This is a genomic window from Cohnella cellulosilytica (genome assembly GCF_042431195.1).
In the GTDB taxonomy this organism is placed as follows: domain Bacteria; phylum Bacillota; class Bacilli; order Paenibacillales; family Paenibacillaceae; genus Cohnella; species Cohnella cellulosilytica.
This window is the reverse complement of sequence record NZ_JBHMDN010000013.1, coordinates 59,929-84,919: the sequence shown is the minus strand read 5'-3', so window position 1 is coordinate 84,919 and position 24,991 is coordinate 59,929. Positions and strand designations below refer to the sequence as shown.

At 58.4% G+C, this 24,991-nt stretch carries 21 protein-coding genes; 9 read left to right on the top strand and 12 right to left on the bottom strand.

The window, feature by feature from the left end; translation table 11 throughout:
* The first annotated feature begins 420 nt into the window (after positions 1 to 420).
* Positions 421 to 2,505 (top strand): Ig-like domain-containing protein, encoded by a 2,085-nt coding sequence (locus ACFFT4_RS10130; RefSeq protein ID WP_378047285.1) that lies wholly within the window; start codon positions 421 to 423, stop codon positions 2,503 to 2,505.
* A 98-nt stretch (positions 2,506 to 2,603) separates the two neighbouring features.
* The gene (locus ACFFT4_RS10125; protein ID WP_378047283.1) at positions 2,604 to 2,864 is read left to right on the top strand and encodes a DUF1294 domain-containing protein; all 261 of its coding nucleotides are present in this window, start codon (positions 2,604 to 2,606) and stop codon (positions 2,862 to 2,864) included.
* Between the two features lie 172 nt (positions 2,865 to 3,036).
* Here ACFFT4_RS10125 and ACFFT4_RS10120 read toward each other — a convergent pair whose 3' ends face one another.
* The 3 genes from ACFFT4_RS10120 to ACFFT4_RS10110 all read right to left on the bottom strand — a co-directional run bounded on the left by ACFFT4_RS10120 (position 3,037) and on the right by ACFFT4_RS10110 (position 5,436).
* Positions 3,037 to 3,897 (bottom strand): hypothetical protein, encoded by an 861-nt coding sequence (locus ACFFT4_RS10120; RefSeq protein ID WP_378047281.1) that lies wholly within the window; start codon positions 3,895 to 3,897, stop codon positions 3,037 to 3,039.
* A gap of 68 nt (positions 3,898 to 3,965) precedes the next feature.
* Positions 3,966 to 4,430: a bactofilin family protein gene (locus ACFFT4_RS10115; RefSeq protein ID WP_378047279.1), complete on the bottom strand. Its 465-nt coding sequence runs from the start codon at positions 4,428 to 4,430 to the stop codon at positions 3,966 to 3,968.
* 1 nt (position 4,431) lies between these two features.
* The gene (locus tag ACFFT4_RS10110; RefSeq protein WP_378047277.1) at positions 4,432 to 5,436 is read right to left on the bottom strand and encodes a peptidoglycan DD-metalloendopeptidase family protein; all 1,005 of its coding nucleotides are present in this window, start codon (positions 5,434 to 5,436) and stop codon (positions 4,432 to 4,434) included.
* Positions 5,437 to 5,654: 218 nt separating this feature from the next.
* On the opposite strand from ACFFT4_RS10110, the gene ACFFT4_RS10105 reads away from it, so the two are divergent.
* On the top strand, positions 5,655 to 6,749 hold the full coding sequence (locus ACFFT4_RS10105; RefSeq protein ID WP_378047275.1) for a ParM/StbA family protein: 1,095 nt from the start codon (positions 5,655 to 5,657) through the stop codon (positions 6,747 to 6,749).
* A gap of 298 nt (positions 6,750 to 7,047) precedes the next feature.
* Here the strand turns inward: ACFFT4_RS10105 and ACFFT4_RS10100 are convergent, their stop codons facing one another.
* From ACFFT4_RS10100 to murQ, 3 genes are all read right to left on the bottom strand, one after another.
* Positions 7,048 to 7,542, bottom strand: a complete 495-nt coding sequence (locus tag ACFFT4_RS10100; RefSeq protein WP_378047273.1) for a GNAT family N-acetyltransferase — start codon at positions 7,540 to 7,542, stop codon at positions 7,048 to 7,050.
* 62 nt (positions 7,543 to 7,604) lie between these two features.
* On the bottom strand, positions 7,605 to 9,194 hold the full coding sequence (gene nagZ, locus ACFFT4_RS10095; protein ID WP_378047271.1) for a beta-N-acetylhexosaminidase: 1,590 nt from the start codon (positions 9,192 to 9,194) through the stop codon (positions 7,605 to 7,607).
* Positions 9,184 to 10,101, bottom strand: coding sequence for an N-acetylmuramic acid 6-phosphate etherase (gene murQ, locus ACFFT4_RS10090; RefSeq protein ID WP_378047270.1), 918 nt, complete (start codon positions 10,099 to 10,101; stop codon positions 9,184 to 9,186). Before murQ ends, nagZ begins: the two co-directional genes overlap by 11 nt.
* 109 nt (positions 10,102 to 10,210) lie before the next feature.
* On the opposite strand from murQ, the gene ACFFT4_RS10085 reads away from it, so the two are divergent.
* Entirely contained in the window at positions 10,211 to 11,080 is an 870-nt protein-coding gene (locus tag ACFFT4_RS10085; RefSeq protein WP_378047269.1) for a MurR/RpiR family transcriptional regulator, read from the top strand.
* A gap of 5 nt (positions 11,081 to 11,085) precedes the next feature.
* Here ACFFT4_RS10085 and ACFFT4_RS10080 read toward each other — a convergent pair whose 3' ends face one another.
* From ACFFT4_RS10080 to ACFFT4_RS10055, 6 genes are all read right to left on the bottom strand, one after another.
* Positions 11,086 to 11,958 carry a carbohydrate ABC transporter permease gene (locus ACFFT4_RS10080; protein ID WP_378047268.1) on the bottom strand — a complete coding sequence of 291 codons (873 nt, stop codon included), beginning with the start codon at positions 11,956 to 11,958 and terminating at the stop codon, positions 11,086 to 11,088.
* 21 nt (positions 11,959 to 11,979) lie between these two features.
* On the bottom strand, positions 11,980 to 12,939 hold the full coding sequence (locus ACFFT4_RS10075) for an ABC transporter permease (RefSeq protein WP_378047267.1): 960 nt from the start codon (positions 12,937 to 12,939) through the stop codon (positions 11,980 to 11,982).
* Positions 12,940 to 13,092: 153 nt separating this feature from the next.
* Positions 13,093 to 14,709 (bottom strand): extracellular solute-binding protein, encoded by a 1,617-nt coding sequence (locus tag ACFFT4_RS10070; protein ID WP_378047266.1) that lies wholly within the window; start codon positions 14,707 to 14,709, stop codon positions 13,093 to 13,095.
* Between the two features lie 926 nt (positions 14,710 to 15,635).
* Positions 15,636 to 16,814 (bottom strand): N-acetylglucosamine-6-phosphate deacetylase, encoded by a 1,179-nt coding sequence (gene nagA / locus ACFFT4_RS10065; RefSeq protein WP_378047265.1) that lies wholly within the window; start codon positions 16,812 to 16,814, stop codon positions 15,636 to 15,638.
* Positions 16,811 to 17,539 (bottom strand): glucosamine-6-phosphate deaminase, encoded by a 729-nt coding sequence (nagB, locus tag ACFFT4_RS10060; RefSeq protein ID WP_378047263.1) that lies wholly within the window; start codon positions 17,537 to 17,539, stop codon positions 16,811 to 16,813. Before nagB ends, nagA begins: the two co-directional genes overlap by 4 nt.
* Positions 17,536 to 18,405 carry a MurR/RpiR family transcriptional regulator gene (locus ACFFT4_RS10055; RefSeq protein ID WP_378047261.1) on the bottom strand — a complete coding sequence of 290 codons (870 nt, stop codon included), beginning with the start codon at positions 18,403 to 18,405 and terminating at the stop codon, positions 17,536 to 17,538. Before ACFFT4_RS10055 ends, nagB begins: the two co-directional genes overlap by 4 nt.
* 334 nt (positions 18,406 to 18,739) lie before the next feature.
* Between ACFFT4_RS10055 and ACFFT4_RS10050 the strand changes: the two genes are divergently transcribed.
* The 5 genes from ACFFT4_RS10050 to ACFFT4_RS10030 all read left to right on the top strand — a co-directional run bounded on the left by ACFFT4_RS10050 (position 18,740) and on the right by ACFFT4_RS10030 (position 24,866).
* Positions 18,740 to 19,441 (top strand): ABC transporter ATP-binding protein, encoded by a 702-nt coding sequence (locus ACFFT4_RS10050; RefSeq protein WP_378047260.1) that lies wholly within the window; start codon positions 18,740 to 18,742, stop codon positions 19,439 to 19,441.
* On the top strand, positions 19,416 to 20,447 hold the full coding sequence (locus tag ACFFT4_RS10045) for an efflux RND transporter periplasmic adaptor subunit (RefSeq protein ID WP_378047258.1): 1,032 nt from the start codon (positions 19,416 to 19,418) through the stop codon (positions 20,445 to 20,447). The genes ACFFT4_RS10050 and ACFFT4_RS10045 overlap by 26 nt, the downstream gene beginning before the upstream one ends.
* Before the next feature lie 35 nt (positions 20,448 to 20,482).
* Positions 20,483 to 23,353 (top strand): ABC transporter permease, encoded by a 2,871-nt coding sequence (locus ACFFT4_RS10040; RefSeq protein ID WP_378047257.1) that lies wholly within the window; start codon positions 20,483 to 20,485, stop codon positions 23,351 to 23,353.
* Between the two features lie 3 nt (positions 23,354 to 23,356).
* Positions 23,357 to 24,280: an ABC transporter ATP-binding protein gene (locus ACFFT4_RS10035; RefSeq protein WP_378047256.1), complete on the top strand. Its 924-nt coding sequence runs from the start codon at positions 23,357 to 23,359 to the stop codon at positions 24,278 to 24,280.
* Positions 24,281 to 24,398: 118 nt separating this feature from the next.
* Positions 24,399 to 24,866 (top strand): DUF4183 domain-containing protein, encoded by a 468-nt coding sequence (locus ACFFT4_RS10030; RefSeq protein WP_378047254.1) that lies wholly within the window; start codon positions 24,399 to 24,401, stop codon positions 24,864 to 24,866.
* Positions 24,867 to 24,991 lie beyond the last annotated feature (125 nt).

Below are 24,991 nucleotides of genomic sequence, written 5' to 3'. Positions count from 1 at the left end.
GTTATCGCGCCTCACAAATCAAGATTTCGCCCCACGATGTTCTAAAGAATCGGTTAACGCCCCTCACAAATCGGGAATTTGGCGTCCGATGTTCTAAAGAATCGGTTAACGCGCCTCCCAAATCGGGAATTTGGCGTCCGATGTTCTAAAGAATCGGTTAACGCGCCCCGCAAACCAAGATTTCGCCTCCCGATGTTCCACAGAATCGATTAACGCGCCCCACCAGCCCCCAATTTCCCGCCCAATGTTGCCTCCCTTATCCGATAGGACAAGTTGTTACTTAACGTATCTAAATGCTAAATTTTTTCTCATAAAAGAAACAAATTGTATCTGATCCGCGTTAAATCCTATACCGCCGCAATCCGATCGGCCCAACCTCAGAGGGCGGAGGAGAAGCGGTGAATAAGAGGAGGTAGCGGGATGAGAAAAATCGTAACGGGAATGCTCGCGCTGCTGTTGGTGCTCGGGCTTCCTTGGACCGCTTGGGGGGCCGCGAACCTGTCGACGGAGCAGAAGTTCGAGGAGCTCAGGCAGAACGGCATCTTTACCGGTTTCTCGGACGGAAGCTCCCGCCTGTACGACTCGATGTCGCGGGAACAGCTTGCCGCGGTGCTGTACCGGCTGCTGGAGCTGCCGGCGGGCCGCACGGTTCCCAGCTACAACGACGTGTTAAAGACGCGCTGGTCGTTTAGCGAGGTCGAGGCCGTCGCGCGGGCGGGGCTGATGAACGGCACGAAAACCCGAACGTTCTCGCCGACGAGCAACGTGACGGTGGAGCAGCTCGCCGTCATCCTGACCAGAAGCTACGGCTTAAGCGGCCCGAGCTCTACGCCGGTAACGGGGCGAGTGTCCCCGTGGGCCAGGGGAGCCGTCGGCCTGGCGCTCGACCGTAAGCTCATTCCGCAGCTTAGCGACTACACGGTAGACGCGACGCGCGGCTTGCTCGTGGAGGCGGCCTACGAAATTTACGCGGAGATGCGCGTCAAACCGCTGTTCGTGCGTTCCGTCGAGCAGTTGACGAACCAATCGGTCAGAATCCAGCTTTTCCAATGGGCGGACCCGGGAGACAAGACGATCGACAAGAGCAGATTCGTCGTCAAGGACGTTTACGGCAATACGCGCAACGTGCTGCAAGCGACCGTCGCCCAGGATGGAATGTCCATCGTGCTGTGGACCGATCGGCAGCTTGGCGGCGTACTGCATACGGTCACGATCGACGGAGCGACATGGAGCTATATGTCCGCGCAGGAGGATACGACGAAGCCGGGGATCGTCTCGCAGCCGGTTAAGGTGGCCCACAAAACCTACGAGCTGATCTTCTCCGAGCCGGTAGAGCAGAAATCGGCGACCAATTCCGCCAACTACCAGTTGAGCGGAGGACTTCGGATTACAAGCGTTAAGCTCTCGCAGGACGGCCGCACAGTTACGTTCACGACTTCGGATCAAGCGGACGGCAAAAACTATCAGCTGACGGTGCGGAATGTGAAAGACCTTGCGGGCAACGTAATGGATACGCGCGGCGATCTGTATCTGACAGGAAGCAACGACAATACGAAGCCGAAGGTCGCGGAAGTGAAAATCGACGTGACGACGGCGCTGATCTCGGTGAAGTTCAGCGAAAAAATCGATCCGAAGCACGCGGCGCTAACGGGCCATTATACGATCGACAAAGGGCTGTCCGTCGTTCAGGCGACGCTGGACGGAGACGGAAGGACCGTCGTCCTGAAGACGACGCCGCAGCGCGACGCCACGTTCTATACGCTGACGGTAAGCGGCATTCCCGATCTGGCGGGCAACGTGATGGACGCGTCGACCAACTGGCGTTTCGGCGGGGTTGCCAACCCGCTCGAGCAGGCCGTTCTGCAGAGCGCGGCCGCGATCAACAAAAATACGGTGGAGCTGACGTTTAATCGCGCGCTGTCCGATGCCGATGTCGGCGGAGTCAAGCTCGGCGGCATGACGGATAACGGAGCCGCGGTTTCGATGTCCGACTGGAGCGCTTTCGTTCAGCGCAAGCCGGGGAGCGACAGAGCGGTGACGATTCAGTATCGGACGAAGTCCTCGGCCAATCCCGACTTGTTCCGCTCGGGTCATGTCTACACGGCCAAGGTTTCCGGCGTATCGGCCTTAAACGCGGCAGGAGGAGCGGATACGGCGGTATTCGCCGGCACGCTCGTCGATAACGCGGTCCCGTTCGTCACGCAAGCGATCGTCCTCGATGGCAAGACGGTTAAAGTGCTGTTCAGCGAACCGGTTAAAAATGTGAGTGCTTCCGCTTTTCAGCTGCGCGAGGTCGACAGGCGGGAGAGGGGCATCGATTACGTCGAACAGGAGAATCCCGGCAAAATCGTCTCGGAAGCGATTCTTAAGCTGGATGACGAATTGCGGTCCAACCGTCATTACGAGCTGACTTTCCGGGCGAATTCGGTGACCGATGCGGCGGGCTGGAACGGCTGGAAGACGAAGGAGGGGGACAAGGCGTTCGCGGTGCGATTCAACACTTAAACCGGGGCATGTATCCAAATCCGGTCCGCCGCGTTAAAATGGTCGAGTGGGCCGTCGCGCGCAGACGGCGATAATGAAGTTCGCACGGAGGAACCGGAATGTATGTAGCAGTCGGATATTTGATCGTCGTTAATCTGATCGCGTTTTATTTAATGGGGCGCGACAAAGCGTTGGCCAGAAAACGAGAACGAAGAATTGCGGAGAGGACGCTGTTTCTGTGGGCGGCGATCGGCGGTTCCGCGGGGGCGATCGTCGGGATGAGGACGTGGCGGCATAAAACCAAGCATGCTTCGTTCACGTTCGGCATGCCGGCGATATTGATCCTGCAGCTTGCGCTTGTCTACTGGTACTTCAACTGACGCTCGACAGCGATGTAAAAAGGGCCAAACCTGCGATTTTCTCGGCAGGTCAGCCCTTTTTTCACGATTCGGAAAGTATAAAATTCGCTAATCTATCCGGAATCGTCTCCGAGAACAAGGCATTCATCGTCTTAAGGACGCCGCAGGCGTTTTTGCTGGTTGCTTTTCCCCGTCAGCGCATCGTCTCAAGAAGCTTCCCGATCAGTATCCGGGTATCGTCCCATTTGTCCTCCGGCGCACGGATGCCGACGATTTGGCGTTCGCCGCCCACCTCGACGCCGTTGAATATCGGGTGCCCGGTCAGATCGATGCCGTAGGCGTAATCCGCGGTATCGTCTTCGGTCCTTGCCTTGCGGATCAGGTTTTCCGGAATCGTCAGTCCGGTCTTGGCGGCGAACTCGTCGAGCTTGACGAATAAGCCTTGCATGGCCAGACTTTCGAAGTTTCTCTCGTCCGTTACGTACACTTCGTCTTTCTCGGTAATGAGCATGAGCACGCTTTTCTGCTGCAGCGCCATGTCCTGCTGGCTCTGGATTTCCGGCGGGTTGTAGACGAGAGAGGTTTTGATTCTCTGCCATTCGGGAACAAGATTCAGCATGTTCTGCTCCAGGAGCTCGGTATCCGCAAAATAGAAGTTGCCGAATACGCTTACCGACAGGTTGGCGGGCGGCGTATTGGCGGCTTCCCTTCTCTTGTCGACGCCTTCCTTGATCATATAACCGGCGACCAGCACGATCAGCAGGCCAACGATGACATGAAGCTTGTAGTAGTAGAAAAAATGGCCGATCTTCGATTGCTTCACGACGGTAACGGTTTTCTCGGATTCGATGCCGATGATGAGGTTGTACGCCTGGTTGATCTCGGTCAGGTTCAGCGTTTCTCCGTCTTCTTCGCCGGCTTCCGAACGGGTTTTCTCGGAACGCGCCCGCTTCAACAAAATAAAGTAGCGATTTTCCACTTGTTCCCGCGTCGCGTCCTCCGGAAGTCCCAACAATTCGTAAGCCTTTTTCATTTGTTCGTCCAATTCGGTCACTCCAGTCCGCCTTCCGTTCTGTCTGCCTACTTAAGAATGATACACGAAGTGCGGAAGCTCGCGCAAACTTACCACGTTTTTAAGACGGCCACCGCTTCGCCTTCCTGCGCGGACGCGGATTTGCCTTCCGGCTCGCGGACGGACGTTCTGTCTTCGGAAGCGGCCGCGGCCTCCGCTTCGGCCCCGTCGTTCATTCTGCTCGTCCCGTGGAAAATGCCCCCGGATTCGATGGAAAGCTCCAGCGCCGACAGATTGCCGTTTAACCGGCCGGTCGACTTGATCGTCAGCTTGGCGGCCGCGGCCACGTTGCCGACGACCTTCCCGGCGATGACGATGTTGCGGGCCTGAATGTGGGAGCGGGCGATGCCGTTCTCCCCGATCGTGACATCCCCGGCGCAATCGATGTCCCCTTCCATCTGGCCTTCGACGCGCAGGCCGGCTTCCGACTTGATTTTGCCTTCGAACGCGGTGCCCTCGCCGATCAGCGTGTCGGTCATATTCGGATCGATCTTCGATTTTTTGCTTTTAAACATGTTATTGGCTCCTTCTCGTTGCTTTAAGATAGGGCTCGGGATCGACATGCTCGCCTTTAACGATCACTTCGTAATGAAGATGGGGACCGGTGCTTCTTCCTGTGGAGCCGAGCTCCCCGATAATATCACCCTTGCGCACCTTGGACCCTACGGTCGCGATAATTTTGCTCATATGGGAATAGTGCGTCTGAATGCCGTTGGAATGGTTGATCAGGACGTTGTTGCCGTGGGAGCTGCTGTGCCCGGCTTCGGTTACGGTGCCGTCCGCGGCCGCATAGATCGGTTCTCCCGTCTTGCCTCCGATATCGACGCCCGCGTGATAAGTCGCCCTGCCCGTGAACGGGTCCTTGCGAATGCCGAACGTCGACGTAATTCGCCGCGAATCGGTCGGCCAGATCGTCGGGGTGACGGCCAAAATTTGCAGCTGCTTGGCCACCGCTTCCTTCGTCAGCTCCAGCTTCGGCTTCATCGTCGCGATCTGTTTGCCGAGAGATTGAAGGCTTTCGCGGGTCTGATCGACGAGCTGGTTCATCTCGGCATCGCTGACCGGAAGCTCTTCGCCGCCCGTCCCGCCGTCCATGGCGTATTCCCCGTCGTCGTTCTCGGCTCCGGACGCTTTGCGGGACGCGGAAGAGGAGCCGGCGTCGAGGCCGACCATTTCCTTCAATTCGGATTCCAGGCTGTTGATGTCTTTCATGCGTGTGGCCATCGACTTCGCCTGCTCGGCCAGGTCGGCCAGATCGGTCTGCAGCTCGTTGATATGTACGTCCTTGTCTTCCAGAATTCGCTCGTAATCTCCCGTTGCCGCGGAAAGCTCCAGCTCAAGCTGACCGATCCGGCTGACATTCCCGCGATAGAGCCATACGGCCGTCGCGCAGCTGACGATCAGAGCGAGAACGAGCGCCACCGCGACCGCAAGCGCAAACGACGAGAGATGAAATCTTTTCACCGCGCTGTTCGCATCCGGGATCACCATGAAGGTGAATTTCCTATTCCTCCATTTCATGACTTTCCTCCTGCTTTTTCTTACATTTCGTCTTATTCGGCTTGATCTTCTCCATCATTATCTGAGGTAATTCGACCCATTTGTCGCATAATCCTTTTTTACCTTAAAAAAATGATCGGAATCAATAGTGGAAAAGGAGGAATTTGTCGGATCGGGGCGAATCCTAACTATAATATATCGATACTCGGGGACGAGTCTTAGGATTAGGGAGGACAATAATGATCAAGCTAGCAGGGATAGATATCGGCAATGACAGCGTAAAGCTGGTAGTGAGCGAATCCAACGACCCTGTCGTCATTCCGAATATCGTGTCGCCGGGGTACGAAAGGCATATTCTTCAGGAAGAGGATTCCCCCCTCAAGGCGCTCGACGTCATGGTCTATAGTCCCAAGCTGAAAAAGAAGGGACAGCGCTATTTCGTCGGCATGCTCGCGTCCGAGGACCAGGACAACGCCGAGCTCGAGGAGACCGACAACAAAGCCACGAGCGACCAGTCGCTTATCGTCGCTCTGACGGCTCTTGCTTATGCCAGCGTCACCAATGTGGCCCATTCGCTCAACCCCGGCCAAACGATCGATCAGGTCGAATACGTCATCGGCACGGGTTTGCCGGTTCGTACTTATGCGCGTTATCATCAAACCTTCGAGGAGAGGCTGGTAGGGGAGCACGAAGTGACTTTCCTGTCCACGCCGAAGCTGAGAGGTCGCACGGTAAGAGTCAATATCCGCAGGGCGATCATCTCGATCGAGGGCGCGGCCGCATTGTTTCATATGGCGACGCACGAGAATTTGCAGGTGCGGGATGAGGAGCTGTATTACGGCTGCATCGGCATTTGCGAGATGGGCGCGCTGACGACGGATTTCCCGGTCGTCAAGCGGATGAGCATCGACAATCAATTCAGCACCGGCGAACAGCTGGGCCTTGCGTCGTATTTGGATTCGATTATTCGCGATGTGGAGGACCAGTACGGCTACCGCTTCCCGAGCCGCGCGAAGCTGATTCAACGGATTCGCAAGCATGAGTTCCTGATTCAGCGGGTCGGCGAGGGCCAGGCGGATATTCGTCCGATCGTCGACAATTACTTCGGTCGCGCCGCGCAGAAGATCGTCGATCTGATTCGCAAGCGCTGGAAGAAGTATCCGGACATTCAATGCTTCTATGTGCTCGGCGGAGGGGCCGCCGCGCTTCGTCCGTACATTCTGGACGTGGCCGAGAACATGCGCCTGCGTTTCGTGGACAACAGCGAGCTTCAGAACGTCTACGGTTATTTGAAGCTGGCGAAGAACAAGACGTCCCAGCAGGAAGCGATCTAACGCAGCCGACAACGTGGAGAAGACCGCGGGAGACAGACATTCCCGCGGTCTTTTTTTGACGATTTTCCCGTAAGCCGGGGCAGCTAAAATGCTCCGTTTATTACCATGGGGATATATCTCCTTCCGCTGCTGATACGGTCATGAAATTAGAATTGATTAACCCGTAACAGGGTAATTTCATGACCGTATGAGGCAGGCGCTTCGCTCTACAGGAGATATATCCCCATTCTTTTTACGATCATTTTAGTTGCCCCTGCTTGCTTACGGAACAGCCTCTTTGGACGAACGTAGTGATACGTTATTCGGAGGAGCGGTTGCGCCTGCCGAGAAAGTCCCGGTAAATGCCCGGGGTCGAGTCCGGGATCAGGAAGGCGCCAACCGCCTTCTCGTAAAATTCGGCCGGACCGACGCCTCCGATAATCGCGTAGACGTAGCCGGCCTCCCGCATGCTGTGAAGGCTCTTGAGCAGCAGCGCCTTGCCGATGCCCTTGCCTTGCTCCGAGTCCAGCACCCGGGTCGGGCCGAAGAAATTCGGCGCCGTCGCCTCGTAGCAGGCAAAGCCGAGAATGTCGGTCCCGCGCGTCGCGAGGTAGCAGCTTACCGGCAGGCGGGCGAAGCATACGTCGGCCTCTCCCGAGGCGCTGACGGTGGAATGCTCGGCGACCCACTCGACGACGCGGCGCTTGTCCGGAGCCAGCGCGCGGTGGATGCGAACGCCTTCTTCGCGTTCCAGGCGGGCGAGCAGATCGTCGTGAGAGGGCAGGTTCAACAGGTTGACGAGCATGTCGGCCATAGCTTGATCTCTCCTTTTACAGTTGGGCGGCTTCGCTAACGGTTCAGCCGCCCATTCGTCGGTCAATTCGTCAGTACGGTAACGGACGGCTTGCCAAGGGCTTCGGTTTTTCCTTGCAGGACGTTCGCGACGGCATCGAACGCTTGAGCGGTATATTCGTAGGCGGCAAGCGACCAGACGTTCGGGCTCAGCGAGCGCAGATCGTAGGGATTGCGCAAAGCGACGGCGACGACCGGCGCGTCCAGCTCCGCAAGCCGATTGACCAGCTCCAGCTGCCCCGGGTACAGGTGCCCGTTGTACGTGCCGACGACGATGGAGGTGGCTCCACAGGCTCGTTCGGAGATTGCCGCGATTTCCTCGGCGGTCGGGTTCGAGGGCGTCACCTCGGCTTGGCCGCCCAGCTTCTCCGCCATGTAGACGGGAAAGCTCAGCGGATCGTTCGCAAGGTTGGACACCTGCGTGGCGCGGAAGACCGGACAGCCTGCGAAATAAGGACGATCCCCGAGGGGAGGGAAGCGGTTTTCGGGCATGCGGATCGGCGTTAACGTACGCCCCAGCAAGTCGAGGTTTTCCCGGCGATGGGCGTCGCTGCCGACGATGGACGGGTCCGGCGCCGGACGGTTCAGATAATCCGCCTTAAGCGCGGCGATCCGCTCTACGGACTGCTCCCATTCTTCCGGGTCCAGCTCTCCCGATTCCAGCGCCCGCAGAATCGCTTCGGCCGAGTCCGCGGCCAGTGCAGCCGTATGGGAGACGAGCACGAGGTCCGCGCCGGCTTTGATCGCCTCGACCGTGCCTTGAACCGTGCCGACGGTGTGCTGGATCGCTTTCATCTCCAGGCAGTCGGTCATGATCAAGCCCTGGAAGCCCATTTCTTCCCGAAGCAGCCCGGTCAAAATTTGACGCGACAGCGTCGCCGGCTTGCCGGGATCGACCCGGGGAAAGACGATATGCGACGACATGATCGCGGGAATGCCCGCTTCGACCGCGGCCTGGAAAGGCGCAAGCTCGACGCTCCGCAGCTCGTCCATCGTCTTGTCGACGACCGGAAGCGCCAGATGGGAATCCACGCTCGTATCTCCATGTCCGGGAAAATGCTTGCCGCAGCTGAGCGTGCCGCTGTCGTCCAGTCCCCGCATCATCGGGAGCGCGTAGCGGATCACCGTCTCCGGCCGCTCCCCGTAGCTGCGGACCCCGATGACCGGGTTGGCGTCGTTGGAGTTCACGTCCAGCACGGGGGAGAGATTGAAGTTGACGCCGAGGGCTCTCAGCTCCAGTCCGGTTATTTTCCCCGCGCTGTAGGCGTTCGCGGGATCGCCGGTCGCGGCGATCGCCATCGCCCCGGGAACCCGGGTGGCGTCGTCGGAGAGGCGGGAGACGGCGCCGCCTTCCTGATCGATGGCGATAAAAGCGGGCCGTCCGGTTTCTTGGATGACCAGACGCTGAATGTCCTCGCACAGTTCTTGCAATTGCTCCTTATCCGTAACGTTCCATTTGAACAAAATGACGTTGCCGATTTTCCATTTTTTCACCAGAGAGATAAACTTATCGTCTAGCCGCGGGCCATCGAATCCGGCCATCATTCGTTGTCCGACCTGAGCGATCAAGGATGGAGTCCCGTCCATATTAAGCACCTCCGCGTTAGTTTGCACGGCTTCGTCCGCCCCTGATGGCGGCCTTAAGCCTGCCGTCGTGCCGCTCCAGAAGAGCGGCGGCCTCGGCGGCGTCCACCTTGGCCTCGAGCATCAGAATGGCGGTCTTCACGTGCAGGTCCGCTTCCTTTAACGCCTGCCGGGCTTCCTCTTCCGAGACGCCGGTTACTTGCCTCACGATGCGGATGGAGCGGTCGTACAGCTTGCTGTTGCTGGCTTTCAGATCGACCATCAGATTGTTGTACACCTTGCCCAGCTTGATCATCGCGCCGGTCGTCAGCATGTTCAGCACCAGCTTCTGTGCGGTACCGCTCTTCAGCCGGGTGGAGCCGGAGATGACCTCGGGTCCGACGACGGGGGCGATGCAAATCTCGCACAGCTCGCTCAGGCGGGAGTTGGGGTTGGTCACGATGCCGATCGTCGCCGCGCCGATCTCGCGTGCTTGGTCGATCGCTCCCAGCACGTAGGGGGTCGAGCCGCTCGCGGTGATGCCGACGACGACGTCGCCGGCGGTCACGCCTTTGTCCAGAATGAGCTGCGCTCCGCTGCCGGAGTCGTCCTCGCATCCTTCCACGGCCGTTCTCAAGGCGACGTCGCCGCCGGCGATGTAGGCTTGAACCAGATCGGGATCGGTCCCGTAGGTAGGCGGGCATTCGCTGGCGTCCAGAACGCCCAATCTTCCCGAAGAGCCGGCTCCGACGTAGAACATCCGGCCTCCGCTTCTCAACGACTTCACGATCAGATCGACCGCCGCGGCAATGGAGTCGACCTCTTGGCGGACCGACAGGGGAACGCACTGGTCTTCGTCGTTCATCAGAAGCAGCATGTCCCGCGTGCCGGATTCGTCGATCGAAGCGGTGGCCGGATTGTTCATTTCCGTTGTCAATTGAGAGAAGTATGAAGTCATAAGTCATCCATCCTTTTCTGGACGCGATAGAGGTTTGATTCTGTCGAACGCTCTGCGTATAATGAGAATAATTTTCATGTTTATTAATTTTAGGAAGCGGGTGCGAGCTATGACCAATATAGAGATCCGCGTGCGCAACATTTACAACGATTTAAGCAATTCGGAGAAAAAAGCGGCGGATTATTTTCTGGCCGATGTCGAAAGAGTGTTTCATCAGCCGATCGCCCAATTGGCGGAAAGCGCCGGCGTCAGTCAGGTAGCCTGGGTCCGGTTGGCCAAGGCGCTCGGCTTCGACGGTCTGAAGAGCATGAAGAGAAGCCTGTTCAGCGAGCTTAACAGCAGCTACATCGAAGACGTGGACAAGAGCCGCTATATTTTCACCGATATTAAAGACTATTCCGGCCTCTCCGACGTGTTCATGGCCATCAAGAACAGCAGCGTGCAATCGATCGAGGATACGGTCAACCTGCTGAACGCCGACGTCGTGGAGGCGGTTGTGCAGCGGCTGATCGACGCACGCTCGGTCAAGCTGTTCGGCGTGGGCGCTTCCGCTCTCGTCGCCGAAGATTTCTACAACAAGCTGCTGCGCATCGGCAGCAACGTCTGCTTCAGCCATGACGGACATATCCAGCTCACCTACGCGGCCAACACGAGGGAAGGGGACGTCTGCTTCTTCATCAGCCATTCCGGCATGACCAAGGAAGTGCACGAAGCGTTCGATATCGCCTCCAAAACCGCCGGAGCCACGATGGTGTCCTTAACCAAGCTGGGCAAAAATCCGTTGGCCTCCCGCGCGGATTTCGAGCTCTATACGTCGTCCCCGGAAATCAATCACCGGAGCGGGGCGATGAGCAGCCGCATCTCTCAGCTTATCGTGATCGACGTGCTGTTCACCGCGCTGGCGAACCGCAATTACGACAACGTCATCCACAGTCTCATTCGGAGCTCCGAATCGTGCCGGTCGTACCGTAAAATTTAGCGCGTTCACCCTTTGACCGACCCGACCGTCAGGCCGGCGACGAAGAAGCGCTGCAGCAGCGGGTAGAGGATGATGATCGGCAGCGTCGACGTAATGATGACCGCCGATTTGATCGACATGGCGATCGTGCTCTTGTCCGCGGCTCCGGCGCCGTCTCCGACCATCGACGTGCCGTTGACGATGTTGCGCAGGAACAGCATGACCGGATACTGGTCGGTATTGAGATAGATCAAGCCGTTGAACCAGTCGTTCCAGAAGAAGACGGCGGTGTACAGCCCGATCGTGGCAAGCGCCGGCGTGGACAGAGGCAGGATGACCCGCCGCAAAATGCCGAAGTAGCTCAAGCCGTCGATTATGGCGGCTTCTTCTATTTCCGAGGGGATGGCCCGGAAGAAGTTGATCAGAATGATCAGGTTGAACTGGTTAAGCGCGAACGGGAGCAGCATCGCCCATACCGTGCCGGTCAGATGAAGGTTGGAGACCAGCAGATAAGTCGGGATAAGCCCGCCGGAGAAAAACATCGAGAACACGATCAGCATCATGACCAGCTTGTGCCCGTACAGGAATCGCTTGGACATCGCGTAAGCGAACAAGGCGCTCATGAGAAGCGAGATCAGCGTTCCCGCCGCGGTATAGAAAATGGTGTTGCCGTAAGCCTTAAAGAAGTTCGGATACGTGAGAATCTGGTTATAGGCCTCGAAGTTCCAGCCGACCGGGAACAGCGTTACCTTGTTGTTGATGATCGCGTCGGGGCTGGACAAGGAGAGCGCCAGCATGTAGAGAAACGGGACGAAGCAGATCAGGACGACGAAGATCATAACGGCGTAGATCAGCACGTCGGCGAAAGTCAAAGGACGAGATTTGCGCTGCGTATTCATAGGGGGCCGCTCCTTTCCGGATTAATAGATGCTTTCGCCCGACATTTTTTTACTGAACCAGTTCGTGGCGGAGACGAGGATGACGCCGATCACTCCGCTGAACAGGCCGATCGCCGTCGCGTACGAATAATTCTGATTGGTCAGGCCGGTGCGGTAGACCAGCGTATCGATGATGTCGCTGACCATGGCGTTGGACGGCGTATACATGAGCAGCACCTTCTCGAAGCCGAGGCTGAGCAGCGAGCCGACGTTCAGAATGAGCATGACCATAATCGTCGACATGATGGACGGAATCGTCACGTAGACGACCTTCTGGAAGCGGGTAGCCCCGTCGATATCCGCCGCTTCGAACAGCTCCCGGTTGACTCCGGTGATGGCGGCCAGGTAGATGATGGCGGTCCAGCCCGTAAACTGCCACGTCTCCGTTAAAATGTAGAGCGGCCGGAAATATTGCGGCTCGTTAATGAAATAGATCGGTTCCATGCCGAACAGAGCGCCCAGCAAGCGGTTCAGCAGCCCGGAGCTGGGGGACAGCAGCTCCCCCAGGATGGCGATGACGACCACCGTGGAGATGAATCTCGGCATATAGCTTACGGTCTGTACGAATTTGCGAAATCGTTTGGAACGAATCTCGTACAGCAGCAGGGCGAAGATAATCGGAATCGGAAAATTGATCAGAATGTTCCCGAACGACAGGATAAGCGTGTTGTTGAAGGCCCGCCAGAAAGCCGGGTCCTGCATGAAGCGCTCGAAATAGGCCAGCCCGACCCATTCGGTGCCGTAAGGCCCCATGGCCGGCCGGTAGCGCCGGAAAGCGAGCACGTTGCCGATCAGCGGGGCGTATTTGAACAGCAGAAAGTGGCATAACGGCAGCAGCATCATGACGTAGAGCTGCCAATAACGGCGGAAATGGCGCAGCCTCGGGTTCGGAGGAGCGTAGCTTCCGCTCGGAGTTTTCGATAGGAGTGTCGAATCTGCCAAAAGCTTCACCTTCTTCGCATGGATGAGGGACGATAGGAGCGTGCGATCCGATGAGCAAAGACCCGCCGCGGAAATGTCGGTCAGCCCGTGACTCGCTTTTTCCCGGCAGGTCTTTATTCTTATCGCTTCAGAAATACGGAATCCTTGCCTTATTTACAAGTTGTCGTTGTAGAGCTGGGTGAAGCGTTCGATCTGCAGTCCTTTCATTTCCTTGACGTACTGGTCCCAATCCTTGTCCAGGCTTTTCTTGCCGGTCAGGAACGCGTCGGCCCACACCTCGAACGTGTCGGCGAGCGGCGTCTGCAAGGACGCGGCTTCTTCGGCGATCATGTCGTCGAACATCGGCGTCGGAGGAATCGGCTGGATCGAATCCGGCATTCCGGCGACGACAGCGTTGATCTGGCCGTAGTTTTCGTCGTACTTGGTCATTTCCTGCGCGTTGATCCAGACCAGTTGGGTTACATCGGAGCCCGCGCCGTATTTCAGCTGCATTTCTTTGTAGATGCCGTTCGGCGAATTGACGATGTCGTCGGCGTATTTGATTTTGTCGCCGTCCATCGTGTACGTCTGGCCTTCCACGCCAAGCCCCCAGATTTTCGCGCCTTCCTCGGAGAAGAAGATTTCGTCGACCGTTCTGACCAGGCGCTCGAAGTCCGGCCGGTCCGCCGCTTTTTTCGGGAACAGGATGCCCGATCCGGTGCTGCTCTTCTGCTGGTGATGCGCTCCGGCCGGTCCGGCGAGCGGAGGATACATCTGCAGCTTAAAGCCGGCTTCCGTCGCGGCGCTCTCGACGCCGCCGATCTGGTCGTAATAGGCGTAGGTGGCGAACGATTTGCCGGTGGCCATCTTCTGCGACCATTTGTCGCCGTCGATCGGGTCGGCCATTTCCGGATCGAGCAGACCTTCCGCGAACAGCTTGGAGAAGAACTTCATGTATTCCTTGTACTGGTCGCTGATCGCGCCCGGGAAGTACGTTTGGTTCGCATAGTCCCAGCTCAGCGTTTTGGAGCCGTCCGCTCCGTTCTTGCCGACGCTGATTCCGTAGGACGGCATCGTCATGCGATAGAGCACGCGAGGGCCGGCGAGAATCGTCAGCGGGTAGGAATCCGGATTTTCTTCCTTGAACTTCTTCAGCACGGCGTACAGATCGTCGAACGTTTGCGGCGCTTGCAGTCCGTATTTCTCCAGCAGGTCCTCCCTCAGGATAAGACCGCCGTCGTAGAACGGCTTGTCGTACAGCGAAGGCAGATAATAGCGTTTGCCGTCCTTCAGGTTCAGGCTCGCCACTTGATCCTCCAGGCCGAAGGCTTGGACGCGGGCGTTAAAGTTCGGCGTCCAGTCGGAGTAGTCGCTGATCGGAACGATGGCGCCGTTCAGCGCCAGAGAGGCGTTCTCGCCCTTGGTGGACTGGTACAAAATGACGTCCGGAGCGTTGTTGCCGGTGTTCAGGGCGAGCGAAACCTTCGTCTGATAATCGGCGATCGGGATGATTTCGAATTTGATGTCGGCGTTAAAGCGTTTTTGCACTTCCTGCACCGTCAGCCAGTCTTCCTTAAACGGCAGCGTTGCGTTGTCGGAGTAGAAGACCGAGAACTTGATCGGTTGTTCCGATTGTCCGTCGGGCGATCCCGACGAATCGGGGCTTTGGCCCGAGGCGGCCGGCGACGAAGCCGACGGCTGGGCGTTGTCTTTTTTGGAGCTGCACGCGGCCAATGAAGACGCTGCCAATAGAAAGACGAGAATGAGGAGAGCGCTTTTTTTCTTGGACATACTTGGCATGACCTCCCGGTTTTTTGAATGGACGAACAAGTGATGGCGAAACGCTTGAGCGAATAGTAACATACTTTTATTTCAATGGTCAACGGTTAATTACGAAACTTTATTTCTGATTTTGAAAGGGCTTTCCGATCGGGAGCAAACGTTGTCGAATTGTCCTAGAGACAGGCAGCGCCCGGCGCAAATTCTGTTGTGGAAATTGCCCGAACCTCTCCCGCCGTCGCAAGAATAAAAAGGAATTCCGCGAACTTCAGGGTTTCCCATTGTGAAACTTTTTATTGCTTAATATTTTGTGAATTGAAACCGGAAGGAACTCAGCCTTGAAGGAGCGCAGCCCCAAAATTTCGCCAATCCTCCGATTGGGCGCCCGATGTTCTACAGAATCGGTTAACGTACCGCACAATCCACCAAATTCCCGCCCGATGTTCTACAGAATCGGTTATCGTACCGCCCAAGTCACCAATTGTGCACTCGATGTTCTACAGAATCGGTTAACGTACCGCCCAAGTCACCAATTTCGCACTCGATGTTCTACAGAATCGGTTATCGTACCGCCCACCACCAATTTCGCACTCGATGTTCTGACTGTCCTTTACGGGCTGGTGGACTGTCGTCGATGTGCCGATGATCCGTCAAATAACAGTCCCGCAGGGCGTTATTCGTCGATGTCACCGTTGATCGGCCCAATAATGCTCCGCCAAGATGGAACTGGACAGCTTCGTCCGATTTTGGTGTCTGAAACAAGGGGATAGGAGGAGGACTCGCACGTTGGCGCACGGAGAGGGGGCAAGCGAAAGGTTACTCTATTTTCACATCCGCTTTACCTTCGGGAGGCCTTGGCGAGAGTAAGTCCTGTGGCCGGCCATGAAAAAACGGCTCCCGCCGTCCTCGGTGAAGGACAGGGGAACCGTTAGACGAGCTTAGGAAAACAGCTTCTTGCCGTCAATCCAGGTCGATACGAGCTTCAGCTCGTCGTCGAGCAGGAGGAAGTCCGCTTGCTTGCCGGCTTCGAGCGTGCCGATCGAGGCGTCCAGGCCGAGCTGGCGGGCGGGATTGGCGCTGGCCATCCGGCTGGCTTCCTCCAGCGAAACGCCGATCTTCCGGACGAGGAAACGAACGGCGGAGATCATCGTCAGCGTGCTGCCGGCCAGGCTGTCGTTTTCCTTCAGCCGGGCGACGCCGCATTTCATGTGAACGGGCAGCCCGCCAAGCTCGTAATCGCCGTCGGGCATGCCCGCGGCAGCCATCGCGTCGGTGACGAGAATGACGTTGTCCACGCCTTTGGCCCGGGTGATGAGCTTGACGCCGGCCGGGTGGACGTGATGGCCGTCGGCGATCACCTCGGCGACGATGCGGTCGTCCGTCAGCACCGCGCCGACGGTGCCCGGGTTGCGGTGATGCAGCGGCGTCATCGCGTTAAACGTATGCACGGCGTGGCGCAGGCCGCGGTCCGCCGCGGCGACGACCTGGTCGTAGGTCGCGTCCGTATGGCCGCAGCTGGGAACGATGCCGTTGGCGGCCAGCTTCTCGATATAGTCGAGCGAGCCCTCGATCTCCGGCGCAAGCGTCTGCAGCTTGACGACGCCGGGGAAGCGTGCGACCCAATCGTCCAGCCATTCCGGCTGCGGCGGCAGAATGTAGGCCGGGTTCTGGGCGCCCTTCCATTTGACGCTGACGAACGGGCCTTCGAGATGGACGCCGACCAGCTTGGCATAAGGCATCGGCTTGGCCATATAATCGGCCGCCAGCGCAATCACGGCGGTCAACTCCTCGCGCGGCGCCGTCAACGTCGTCGCGAGCATGCTCGTCGTGCCGTTCGAGGCGTGAAACTTCGTAATCGCCCGGATGCCTTCTTCGTCGGCGTCCATAAAGTCGTGATTCGCGCCGCCGTGGACATGAACGTCGACAAAGCCGGGAACGAGCCAGGCGCCTCCGGCATCCACTCGTTCGACCTCTGTAAGCCGTCCGCCCAACTCCCGGACGCTTCCGACCTCCGCGATTTTGTCTGCTTTCACATGAACGTACCCGTCCGCGATCGTTCCTTGGGGAGCAACGACCCGGGCTCCGACGATCAACAGCTCCTTCTGCGCTTCGCTCATGCGAGTTTGCCTCCTGCGGCGGAATCAAGCAGTACGATGAGATTCGGATGGGTTTGCAGCAGCGAGGCCGGAACGTCCGTCGTGATCGACCCCTGCAGCGCTTCGCGGATAATGTCGGCTTTGTCCGCGCCTTTGACCACAAGAAGAATTTTCTTCGCCTTCAGAATCGTGCCGACGCCCATCGTCAGCGCCTGCTTCGGCACGTCGTCGATCGAATCGAAGAATCGGGCGTTCGCTTCGCGGGTTTTCTCGGCCAGCTCCACGATATGGGTGCCCTTGATCAAAGCATGCGCAGGCTCGTTAAAGCCGATATGGCCGTTATGCCCGAGACCGAGCAGCTGCAGGTCGATCTGCCCGGCCAGCTCGATCGCTTCGTCGTAACGGCGGCATTCCTCCGTCAGATTCGCGGCGTTGCCGTTGGGAATATGGCGCTGCGCCTCCGGCAAATCGATGTGCGAGAACAGATGGGCGTTCATATAGGAATGGTAGCTCTCCGGATGGTCGATCGGCAGATTGACGTATTCGTCCAGATTAAACGTGGTGACGCTGCGGAAGCTGACCATGCCTCTCCGGTAGTCGCGCACGATCTGCTCGTAAATGCCGACGGGAGTCCCTCCGGTGGCCAAGCCGAGCACCGCTCGCGGGATCGTCTGAATTTGTCCGACGATAATGTTGGCCGCCGCCTCGTTAAGCTTCTCGTCGCTGTCGAACATGAGGATGTTCATTTCGATTTTCTCTCCTTTTTGCCCGTTGAATACTGCTCTACCGTTTGATAAGACTGCTTCAGCCGCGGGACGTACAGCTCGAAATGCTCGCTGACCAAGCCCGTGAACAGCACGTCGATGACGTGCAGCGTCGCCATGCGCGAGGCCATGTCTCCGCGCCGCATCCCGATTTCCGCCGAGGAAGTGAACAGCTTGATGCTTGCCTCCTCGGCCAGCGAATTCGCCCCGAAGCGGGTAATCGACAGCGTCGTCGCTCCCCGCTCGGCCGCGCAGCGAAGCGAGTGAATCGTCTCCGGGGTTTCTCCCGAATACGAGATGCCGACGGCGACGTCCTTGTCGGTCAGCGAAGCGGCCGACGTCAGCTGGAGATGCGGATCGGAGAACGCGGCCGCCGCCTTGCCGATCTGAATCAGCTTGTGGAAGAAATCCTGAGCCACGATGCCCGACGTCGCCGATCCGTACAGATCGATGCGCGCGGCGTTGTGCAGCGCTTCGATGGCGAGGCGGAGCTGCGCCAGATCGAGCACCTGGGTCGTATCGGTAATCGACCTCAAATGGTTCGACGTAATGGCGGACACGATCTCCGGCAGCGGATTGCCCGCCACGATGTCCTGATAACGGCTCGAAGTCGATGTCATCTGGACGAGCTCGGTCGCCAGCCGCTGCTTGAAGTCGGGAAAGCTGTGGGAATGGAACGTTTTGCAGAAGCGCGAGATCGTCGCCGGACTGCTCCCGGAACGCTGCGCCAGCTCCGTGATCGTCATCTGGACGGCCTCATGGGGGTGCCGGAGCAGGAAGTCGGCCAACGCGCGCTCCTTCGCATGAAGACTGTCCCATCTTTCCTGAATCGCATGAAGCAAACTCATCGCGTACCCCCTTATTCCAGAAAATTAATTTCTTGATTTCATAAAATAATAAGAAAACCATTTTCATGATCATTCTACTGCATCTTGCGCGTCCGCGCAATCGGTTCCCGCCCTTTCCGGCGGAGTCGAACAACGCGGCAGCGGGGACAAAATTGCTTTTTTCATAGGCAATTTTGTTCTTTTGCGAAATTTTTCGCTTTTGCGGCTCGATTTTGAACTATAGTTAATTAGATAGAAGAAATTGACTCCGGCGGGGTCTGTGCTATAGTGGAGAAAGTATTGAAAATAATGGAAAACATAGCGGGCGTTCGATGCCGAGGGGAGAGAGCATTCGATGACAGGCGGGGAGACGACGGGCGAGGAAATCGTCCGCGCCGAGGGCATTAAGCGCGTGTTCGGCAGAGGATCGGGAGCGGTCACGGTTTTGAAGGATGTGGATATCCGGCTGACGGCGGGAAAGCTGGTTGCGCTTAAAGGACGGTCCGGCTCCGGCAAAACGACGCTCATCAACCTGCTGAGCGCGCTGGACCAGCCGACGGAAGGCACGATTACGTTCGACGGGCGGGAGCTCACGGCGATGTCGGGCAAGGAACGGGACGAGGTCAGGCGCAAGGAAATGGGACTTATTTTCCAATCGTTCGCCCTGATTCCGTTAATGTCGGCTTTCGAGAATGTGGAATTCGTGCTGAGAGTCGCGGGATATCCGGCGCAGGAGCGCAAGCGGGCGGCGACCGAGGCGCTGGAGAGGGTCGGCTTGAAGCAGCGGATGCATCACCGGCCGTTCGAAATGTCCGGCGGCGAGCAGCAAAGAACGGCGATCGCCCGCGCCATCGCCCACAAGCCGAAGCTGATCTTGGCGGATGAGCCTACGGCGGAGCTGGACAGCCGGACGGGCTTGCAAATTATAAAAGCGTTCAGGGATCTGGTGGAGCGCAGCGGGGTGACGATCGCCCTGACAACGCACGACCCGGCAATTATGGAAATCGTAGACCACGTATACGAATTGGAGGATGGACAAATTGTCTCGCGTTCTTAGAAAATCGGCTATTCTTGGAATCGTTTTCACGATTGGCGCCGCGCTGTCCGGCTGCTCGCTGCTGCCGAAGGAGGAGCAGGAGCTTAAGCCTCCTCTCGTCAAGCCCCGGCAGGAAAATTATTCGACGGTTACCGCGGAGAAAGGCACGATCGTCAAGGCGATATCGGGAAGCGGCGTGTTCGAGTCGGTATCGACGAGCATCGCCCAATTTTCCGGGCAAGGCGGCCGCATCGACGAGATTCTCGTCAAGTCGGGCGACCAGGTCAAGAAAGGCGATCTGCTCGTGCAGCTCATCGTTGACGGTCTGGACATCCAGCTCAAGGAGCAGCAGCTGGCGCTGGAGAAGGCGAAATACGCATTCCGGCAAGCTCGCGAATCCGACGAGCAGGCTTTCAATATCGCCGGCCTGCAGGTTGAAATTGAGCAGTTGAAGTACGATCGGCTGGCCAAGCAGTTCAATTCCAAGCAGCTCGTCTCCGAGATCGACGGGCAGGTCGTGTTCGCCGAATCCTTGACGGAAGGCGACTACGTCGAGGCGTATCAGACGCTCGTGACGATTGCCGATCCGTCCAGCCTGCGCATTTCCCTGCGCGTCGACAACGCGAACGACATTCGCGAGGTGCAGGTCGGCGTTCCCGCCGAGGTTTCCTTGAAGGGAGAGAAAATCGTCGGCACAGTGACGCAGACGCCGTCCTCCGCGCCGGAGACACTGAATCAGCAGCTGGCCGAGAAGTACGCCAAGACGCTGTACGTCGAGCTGCCGGAACTGCCCAAGGAAGCCAAAATCGGCTCGATCGCGGACGTGAAAATCATTACGCAGCAGCGGGAAGACGTGGTCAAAATCCCGCGCAGCGGCTTGCGCTCGTACCTGGGACGCAATTTCGTGCGCGTGCTGGAGGACGGCGAGCGGCTGCGGGAGGTCGACGTAGAGCCCGGCCTGGTCGGCTCCACGGAAGTGGAGGTCGTCAAAGGGCTTGACGAAGGCCAGATCGTCGTGCTGCAGTAGCAGGTTTCGCCTTCGGGGCGCAAGGGGGTTACGCTTTGGCTTTGTTCATCATGATCATTCGTAAAATGGTCAAAAATAAATGGCTCGTATCGAGTTTGTTTTTCGGCATTCTGATGACGGTGGCGTTGGTCGGCACGATGCCGATTTATTCCGAGGCGATTCTGAGCCGCATGCTCGTCAAGGATCTGGAGACGTTCCAGAACGAGAGGAGCACCTATCCCGGCCAGCATTGGTCGATGGTCGGATTTTACAACGAAAGCCTGGAGAGACGGCAGTCGGTAATCGAGACGCTGGATCGTTACATGGAGCAATCCGCCGCTCCGGGATTCGGCATTCCGGTCAAGGAATTGGTGAAGGAGCGGCGAACCAAGTCGGTTCGGCTTGTCCCGGAGCAGGAGCCGGACAAGAAAAACGCGCTTACGACGACGCTTCGCGCATACAGCGACTTCCAGAAGCATATCCGGCTCGTGGACGGACGGCTGCCCGCCCAACAGCCCGTAGACGGCGTTTACGAGGTGCTGCTGACGGAGCAGGCGCTGATCCGCTTCGGGCTTGTGCTCGACCAGGTGATGCTGCTGAAGGACGACGGCATACAGGGAACGGTCAAAATCAAGCCCGTCGGCATGTTCACGAAGCTGGAATACGACGATCCGTATTTTCGGAATTCGAGCCTGAGCGATCTGGGCGCGGCGTTCGTCATCGACTACAAGCTGTTCGAGAACGAGTTTATCCGGGGCGGCAAAGTGCCGGTCAGCGCGAGCGGCTGGTATTTCGTGCTGGATTACACGAAGATGGAGCTTCGCAACGTGAACGACTTCATTGCCACGGACAAAGCGATCCGGGCCGAAGTGCAGTCGAGATCGGCCGCGTTCCAATCCGAGTTCGGCGCGCCGACGATTCCGACGATCGAGAAATATTTCGAGCGCTCGAAGCAGCTCGGCAAGCTGATGTGGTCCTTGAACGTGCCCGTGCTGATTATGCTCGGCTTCTATATGTTCATGGTGTCCAATCTGATCATCGACCGGCAGAAGAACGAGATCGCCGTCCTGCGGAGCCGCGGCGCGGCCAGATGGCAGGTCGTCGCTTCGTTCGCGATCGAAGGGCTGCTGCTGTGCGGCCTCGCCTGGTTGATCGGCCCGCTCATCGGCCTGGGACTGACGAAGGTGCTGGGCGCTTCCAACGGTTTCCTGGAATTCGTGCAGCGCGCCCGCATGACGGTTCGGTTAAACGAGCAGGCGTATCTGTACGGCGGAATAGCGGCCGGCGCGTCGTTCCTGATGATGCTCGTTCCCGTGCTGCTGGCCACCCGGGTGTCGATCGTCGGCCACAAGCAGCAGCTGGCGAGAATGCAGAAAACGCCGTTCTGGCACAAGGCGTTCCTGGACGTGCTCGCGCTGGCGGTCGCTTTTTACGGACTGTATACGTTCCGCAACCGCTTGAAGGATCTGCAAACCCTCGGTCTCGGCGCGGACGATCTGAACCTGGACCCGCTGCAATTCGTCATGCCGGCCCTGTTCGTCGTCGGCGGAGGGCTGCTGATTCTGCGGCTGTACCCACTCATGCTGAAGCTAATTTACTGGGCGGGACGCAAGTGGTGGCCGCCGTCCTTGTACGCTACGCTTATTCAGGTCGGACGTTCGAGCAGCCAATATCAGTTTTTGATGATCTTCCTGATCATGACGATCGCGATCGGGGTGTTCAGCGCGGGGGCCGCGCGAACCCTCAACATCAATACGGAGGAACGCATTCGCTACGCCAACGGGGCGGACATCGTCCTGCAGTCCCAATGGCCCAACGACAAGCCGCCTCCGGCTCCGCCGGGCGCTCCGGCGCCGGAGCCCGTCCAGACGAACAAGCCCGTGCATTATTTGGAGCCGTCGTTCGATCCGTTCCGGACGCTGACGGGCGTGGACGAGGCGGCCAAGGTGTTCGTCAAGGACAACGCCGCGTTCTCGGCCGGGGACAAGACGGGCACGATTAAGCTGATCGGCATCGATACGGACGATTTTGGCCGCACGGCCTGGTTTCCCGATTATCTGCTGGACTATCCGCTCTACGAATATTTGAATCTGATCGCGTCGGACCCCCGGGGCGTGCTCATTTCCCGCACGATGGCGGACCAGCGCGGGCTGCAGAAGGGCGACACGATCAATATCGGGTGGGAGAACGTCAACTATCAGCCGTTCGTCGTGTTCGGCATTATCGATTATTTCCCGACGTTTAATCCGAACCCGCCGCAGGGCACCGTGAATTCGGCCGACAAGAACGGGCAAGGTTCCGCGCCGATGCTCGTCGTCGGCAATTTGAACCGGATTCAGTTCCAGCTTGCCCTGGAGCCTTACCAGGTATGGCTGAGGCTGAAGCCGGGAGCTTCGACGAACGATCTGTACGCGAGCATGGAAGAGCAGAAAATACCGCTGATCAGCATCGTCAACACGAGGGAGGAACTGACCAAGGCGAAGAACGATCCGTTCCTGCTCGCCTTGAACGGGATATTGACGCTGGGTTTCCTGATTTCCATCGTGATCAGCTTCGTGGGCTTTTTGCTGTACTGGATATTGTCGCTGAAAGGACGGACGCTGCAGAACGGAATCATGCGCGCGATCGGCGTGTCGCTGCGGCAGTTGATCGGCATGCTGGCGCTGGAGCAGCTGCTGACGTCGGGAGCGGCGGTGCTGATCGGCGTTCTGATCGGCAATCTGGCCAGTCGACTGTATGTGCCGAACTTCCAAATCGCGTTTAATCCGAGCAGCCTTGTGCCTCCGTTCAAGGTGATGTTCGAAGCGATCGATTTTGCGAGGCTCTATTCCGTCGTGGGCGTCATGCTCGTGCTGGGGCTTGGCATTCTGTCCTACATGCTGTCCCGCATCCGGGTTCATCAAGCGCTCAAGCTGGGGGAGGACTGACCGATGATTACTTGCGAAGGCTTGGTCAAAATCTACAAAGCCGCCGATCTCGAGGTGTTCGCCCTGCAAGGCTTGGACCTGCAGATCGAAGCCGGCGAGCTGATGGCGATCATCGGCAACAGCGGCAGCGGCAAGTCGACGCTGATGAACATGCTCGGCGGCCTGGACCGGCCGACGGCCGGCAAGCTGGAGATCGACGGCAAGAACATGCTGAAGATGGGCGAACGGGATCTCGTGCGCTACAAGCGGGAGAGCGTCGGCTTCGTCTGGCAGAACAATGCGCGCAATCTGATCCCGTACTTGACGGCGCTTGAGAACGTGGAGCTGCCGATTCTGCTCAAGGGCAGGCGCAAGCGGCTCCGCGCCCTGGAGCTGCTCGAGGCGGTCGGACTGACCCATCGGAAAAACAACAAGCTGCACCAGCTCTCCGGCGGCGAGCAGCAGCGCGTGGCGATCGCCATCGCGCTGGCCAACCATCCGAAGCTGCTGCTGGCCGACGAACCGACGGGGTCGGTGGATTCGAAGATGGCCGACCAGATTCTCGACTTGTTCCGCGAGCTTAACCGGACGATCGGCATTACCGTCGTGATCGTTACGCACGACCCGCTGCTGGCGAAGAAGGTCGACCGGGTCGTCGCGATCCGCGACGGCAAAATCTCCTCCGAGATGCTCCGGCGCAAATCCTACGCCGAAGAGCTGGCCGAGCTCGAGCTGGGCATCGCGCAGTCGGAGGAGGATTCGCACGTCGAGTACGCGATTCTCGACAAGGCGGGACGGCTGCAGGTTCCGGCCGCTTATCTGGAATCGATCGGCGTGAAGGACTCGAACAAGATCAAGCTGGAGCTGGCCGACGGCAAAATTCTGTTGACCTCACCGGAAGCCCCCGCGGCCAAACCGGAGGAGGAGCCGGCAGGAGAGAACGGATAAGCCCGTTCTCTTCCGGGGCCGGAGAATCCGGCAAGGCATGGCCGATGGCCCTGCTCTCCGCATCGACCGTCGCATAAGCTGAACGGGAGAAGAAATGCGGAGAGGAGGGCTCGGTTTCGTGCGGAAACGGGGGAAAGCGCGCGCCTGCGCCAGGCGGCGCAACAAATGCTGCCGATGCTGCCGGTGCCGTCGAGCGGCGGCGAGAAGAAAAGCGAAGCGCGGACGGCCGCGTGTCGGCCGCGGGAGCAAGCGCGCACGGGGCCCGACGGCAGCGCGCGTTCGTCCCGTAAACGTATTTCCGACCGTGCTGCGGCATTTTCACGTGCTGCCCGCGGATTTGGACTTTCACAGCGAAGTCGCGATTCGGGCGGACGCGTTCGTGAACGACGCCGGGGCTCCGGCTGTCGAGCTGCCGATCGCCGGCGAACGGGGATATTATAACTTGTTCGTTAACGGCGTGATGCAGCAGGGCGGGCTTTATCGCGTGACCCCCGAATCCGTCGCGATCGCCGCGACCGGACAGACGCTGAAGGCGGGAACGGCGATTGTCCTGGAAACGGTGCGGTTCCGGGCGGAGACCGCTTGAAATGGGGAAGATGGCGGCAGGATTAGCCCTATCAAAGGCCGGATACGGACATAAGCTATAGGGACTTCCGAGCGAACGAGCCGGGAAGTCCAGTCCGTCCGAGCTGGAGAAAGGGGGAAAATGCC

Bases quoted from the DNA above. Each gene is read 5' to 3' on its own strand.
- ACFFT4_RS10130 (WP_378047285.1), top strand. From the start codon at position 421: ATGAGAAAAATCGTAACGGGAATGCTCGCGCTGCTGTTGGTGCTCGGG.
- ACFFT4_RS10125 (WP_378047283.1), top strand. From the start codon at position 2,604: ATGTATGTAGCAGTCGGATATTTGATCGTCGTTAATCTGATCGCGTTT.
- ACFFT4_RS10115 (WP_378047279.1), bottom strand. From the start codon at position 4,430: ATGTTTAAAAGCAAAAAATCGAAGATCGATCCGAATATGACCGACACG.
- ACFFT4_RS10110 (WP_378047277.1), bottom strand. From the start codon at position 5,436: ATGAAATGGAGGAATAGGAAATTCACCTTCATGGTGATCCCGGATGCG.
- ACFFT4_RS10105 (WP_378047275.1), top strand. From the start codon at position 5,655: ATGATCAAGCTAGCAGGGATAGATATCGGCAATGACAGCGTAAAGCTG.
- ACFFT4_RS10100 (WP_378047273.1), bottom strand. From the start codon at position 7,542: ATGGCCGACATGCTCGTCAACCTGTTGAACCTGCCCTCTCACGACGAT.
- murQ (WP_378047270.1), bottom strand. From the start codon at position 10,101: ATGACTTCATACTTCTCTCAATTGACAACGGAAATGAACAATCCGGCC.
- ACFFT4_RS10085 (WP_378047269.1), top strand. From the start codon at position 10,211: ATGACCAATATAGAGATCCGCGTGCGCAACATTTACAACGATTTAAGC.
- ACFFT4_RS10080 (WP_378047268.1), bottom strand. From the start codon at position 11,958: ATGAATACGCAGCGCAAATCTCGTCCTTTGACTTTCGCCGACGTGCTG.
- ACFFT4_RS10070 (WP_378047266.1), bottom strand. From the start codon at position 14,709: ATGTCCAAGAAAAAAAGCGCTCTCCTCATTCTCGTCTTTCTATTGGCA.
- nagA (WP_378047265.1), bottom strand. From the start codon at position 16,814: ATGAGCGAAGCGCAGAAGGAGCTGTTGATCGTCGGAGCCCGGGTCGTT.
- nagB (WP_378047263.1), bottom strand. From the start codon at position 17,539: ATGAACATCCTCATGTTCGACAGCGACGAGAAGCTTAACGAGGCGGCG.
- ACFFT4_RS10055 (WP_378047261.1), bottom strand. From the start codon at position 18,405: ATGAGTTTGCTTCATGCGATTCAGGAAAGATGGGACAGTCTTCATGCG.
- ACFFT4_RS10050 (WP_378047260.1), top strand. From the start codon at position 18,740: ATGACAGGCGGGGAGACGACGGGCGAGGAAATCGTCCGCGCCGAGGGC.
- ACFFT4_RS10045 (WP_378047258.1), top strand. From the start codon at position 19,416: ATGGACAAATTGTCTCGCGTTCTTAGAAAATCGGCTATTCTTGGAATC.
- ACFFT4_RS10035 (WP_378047256.1), top strand. From the start codon at position 23,357: ATGATTACTTGCGAAGGCTTGGTCAAAATCTACAAAGCCGCCGATCTC.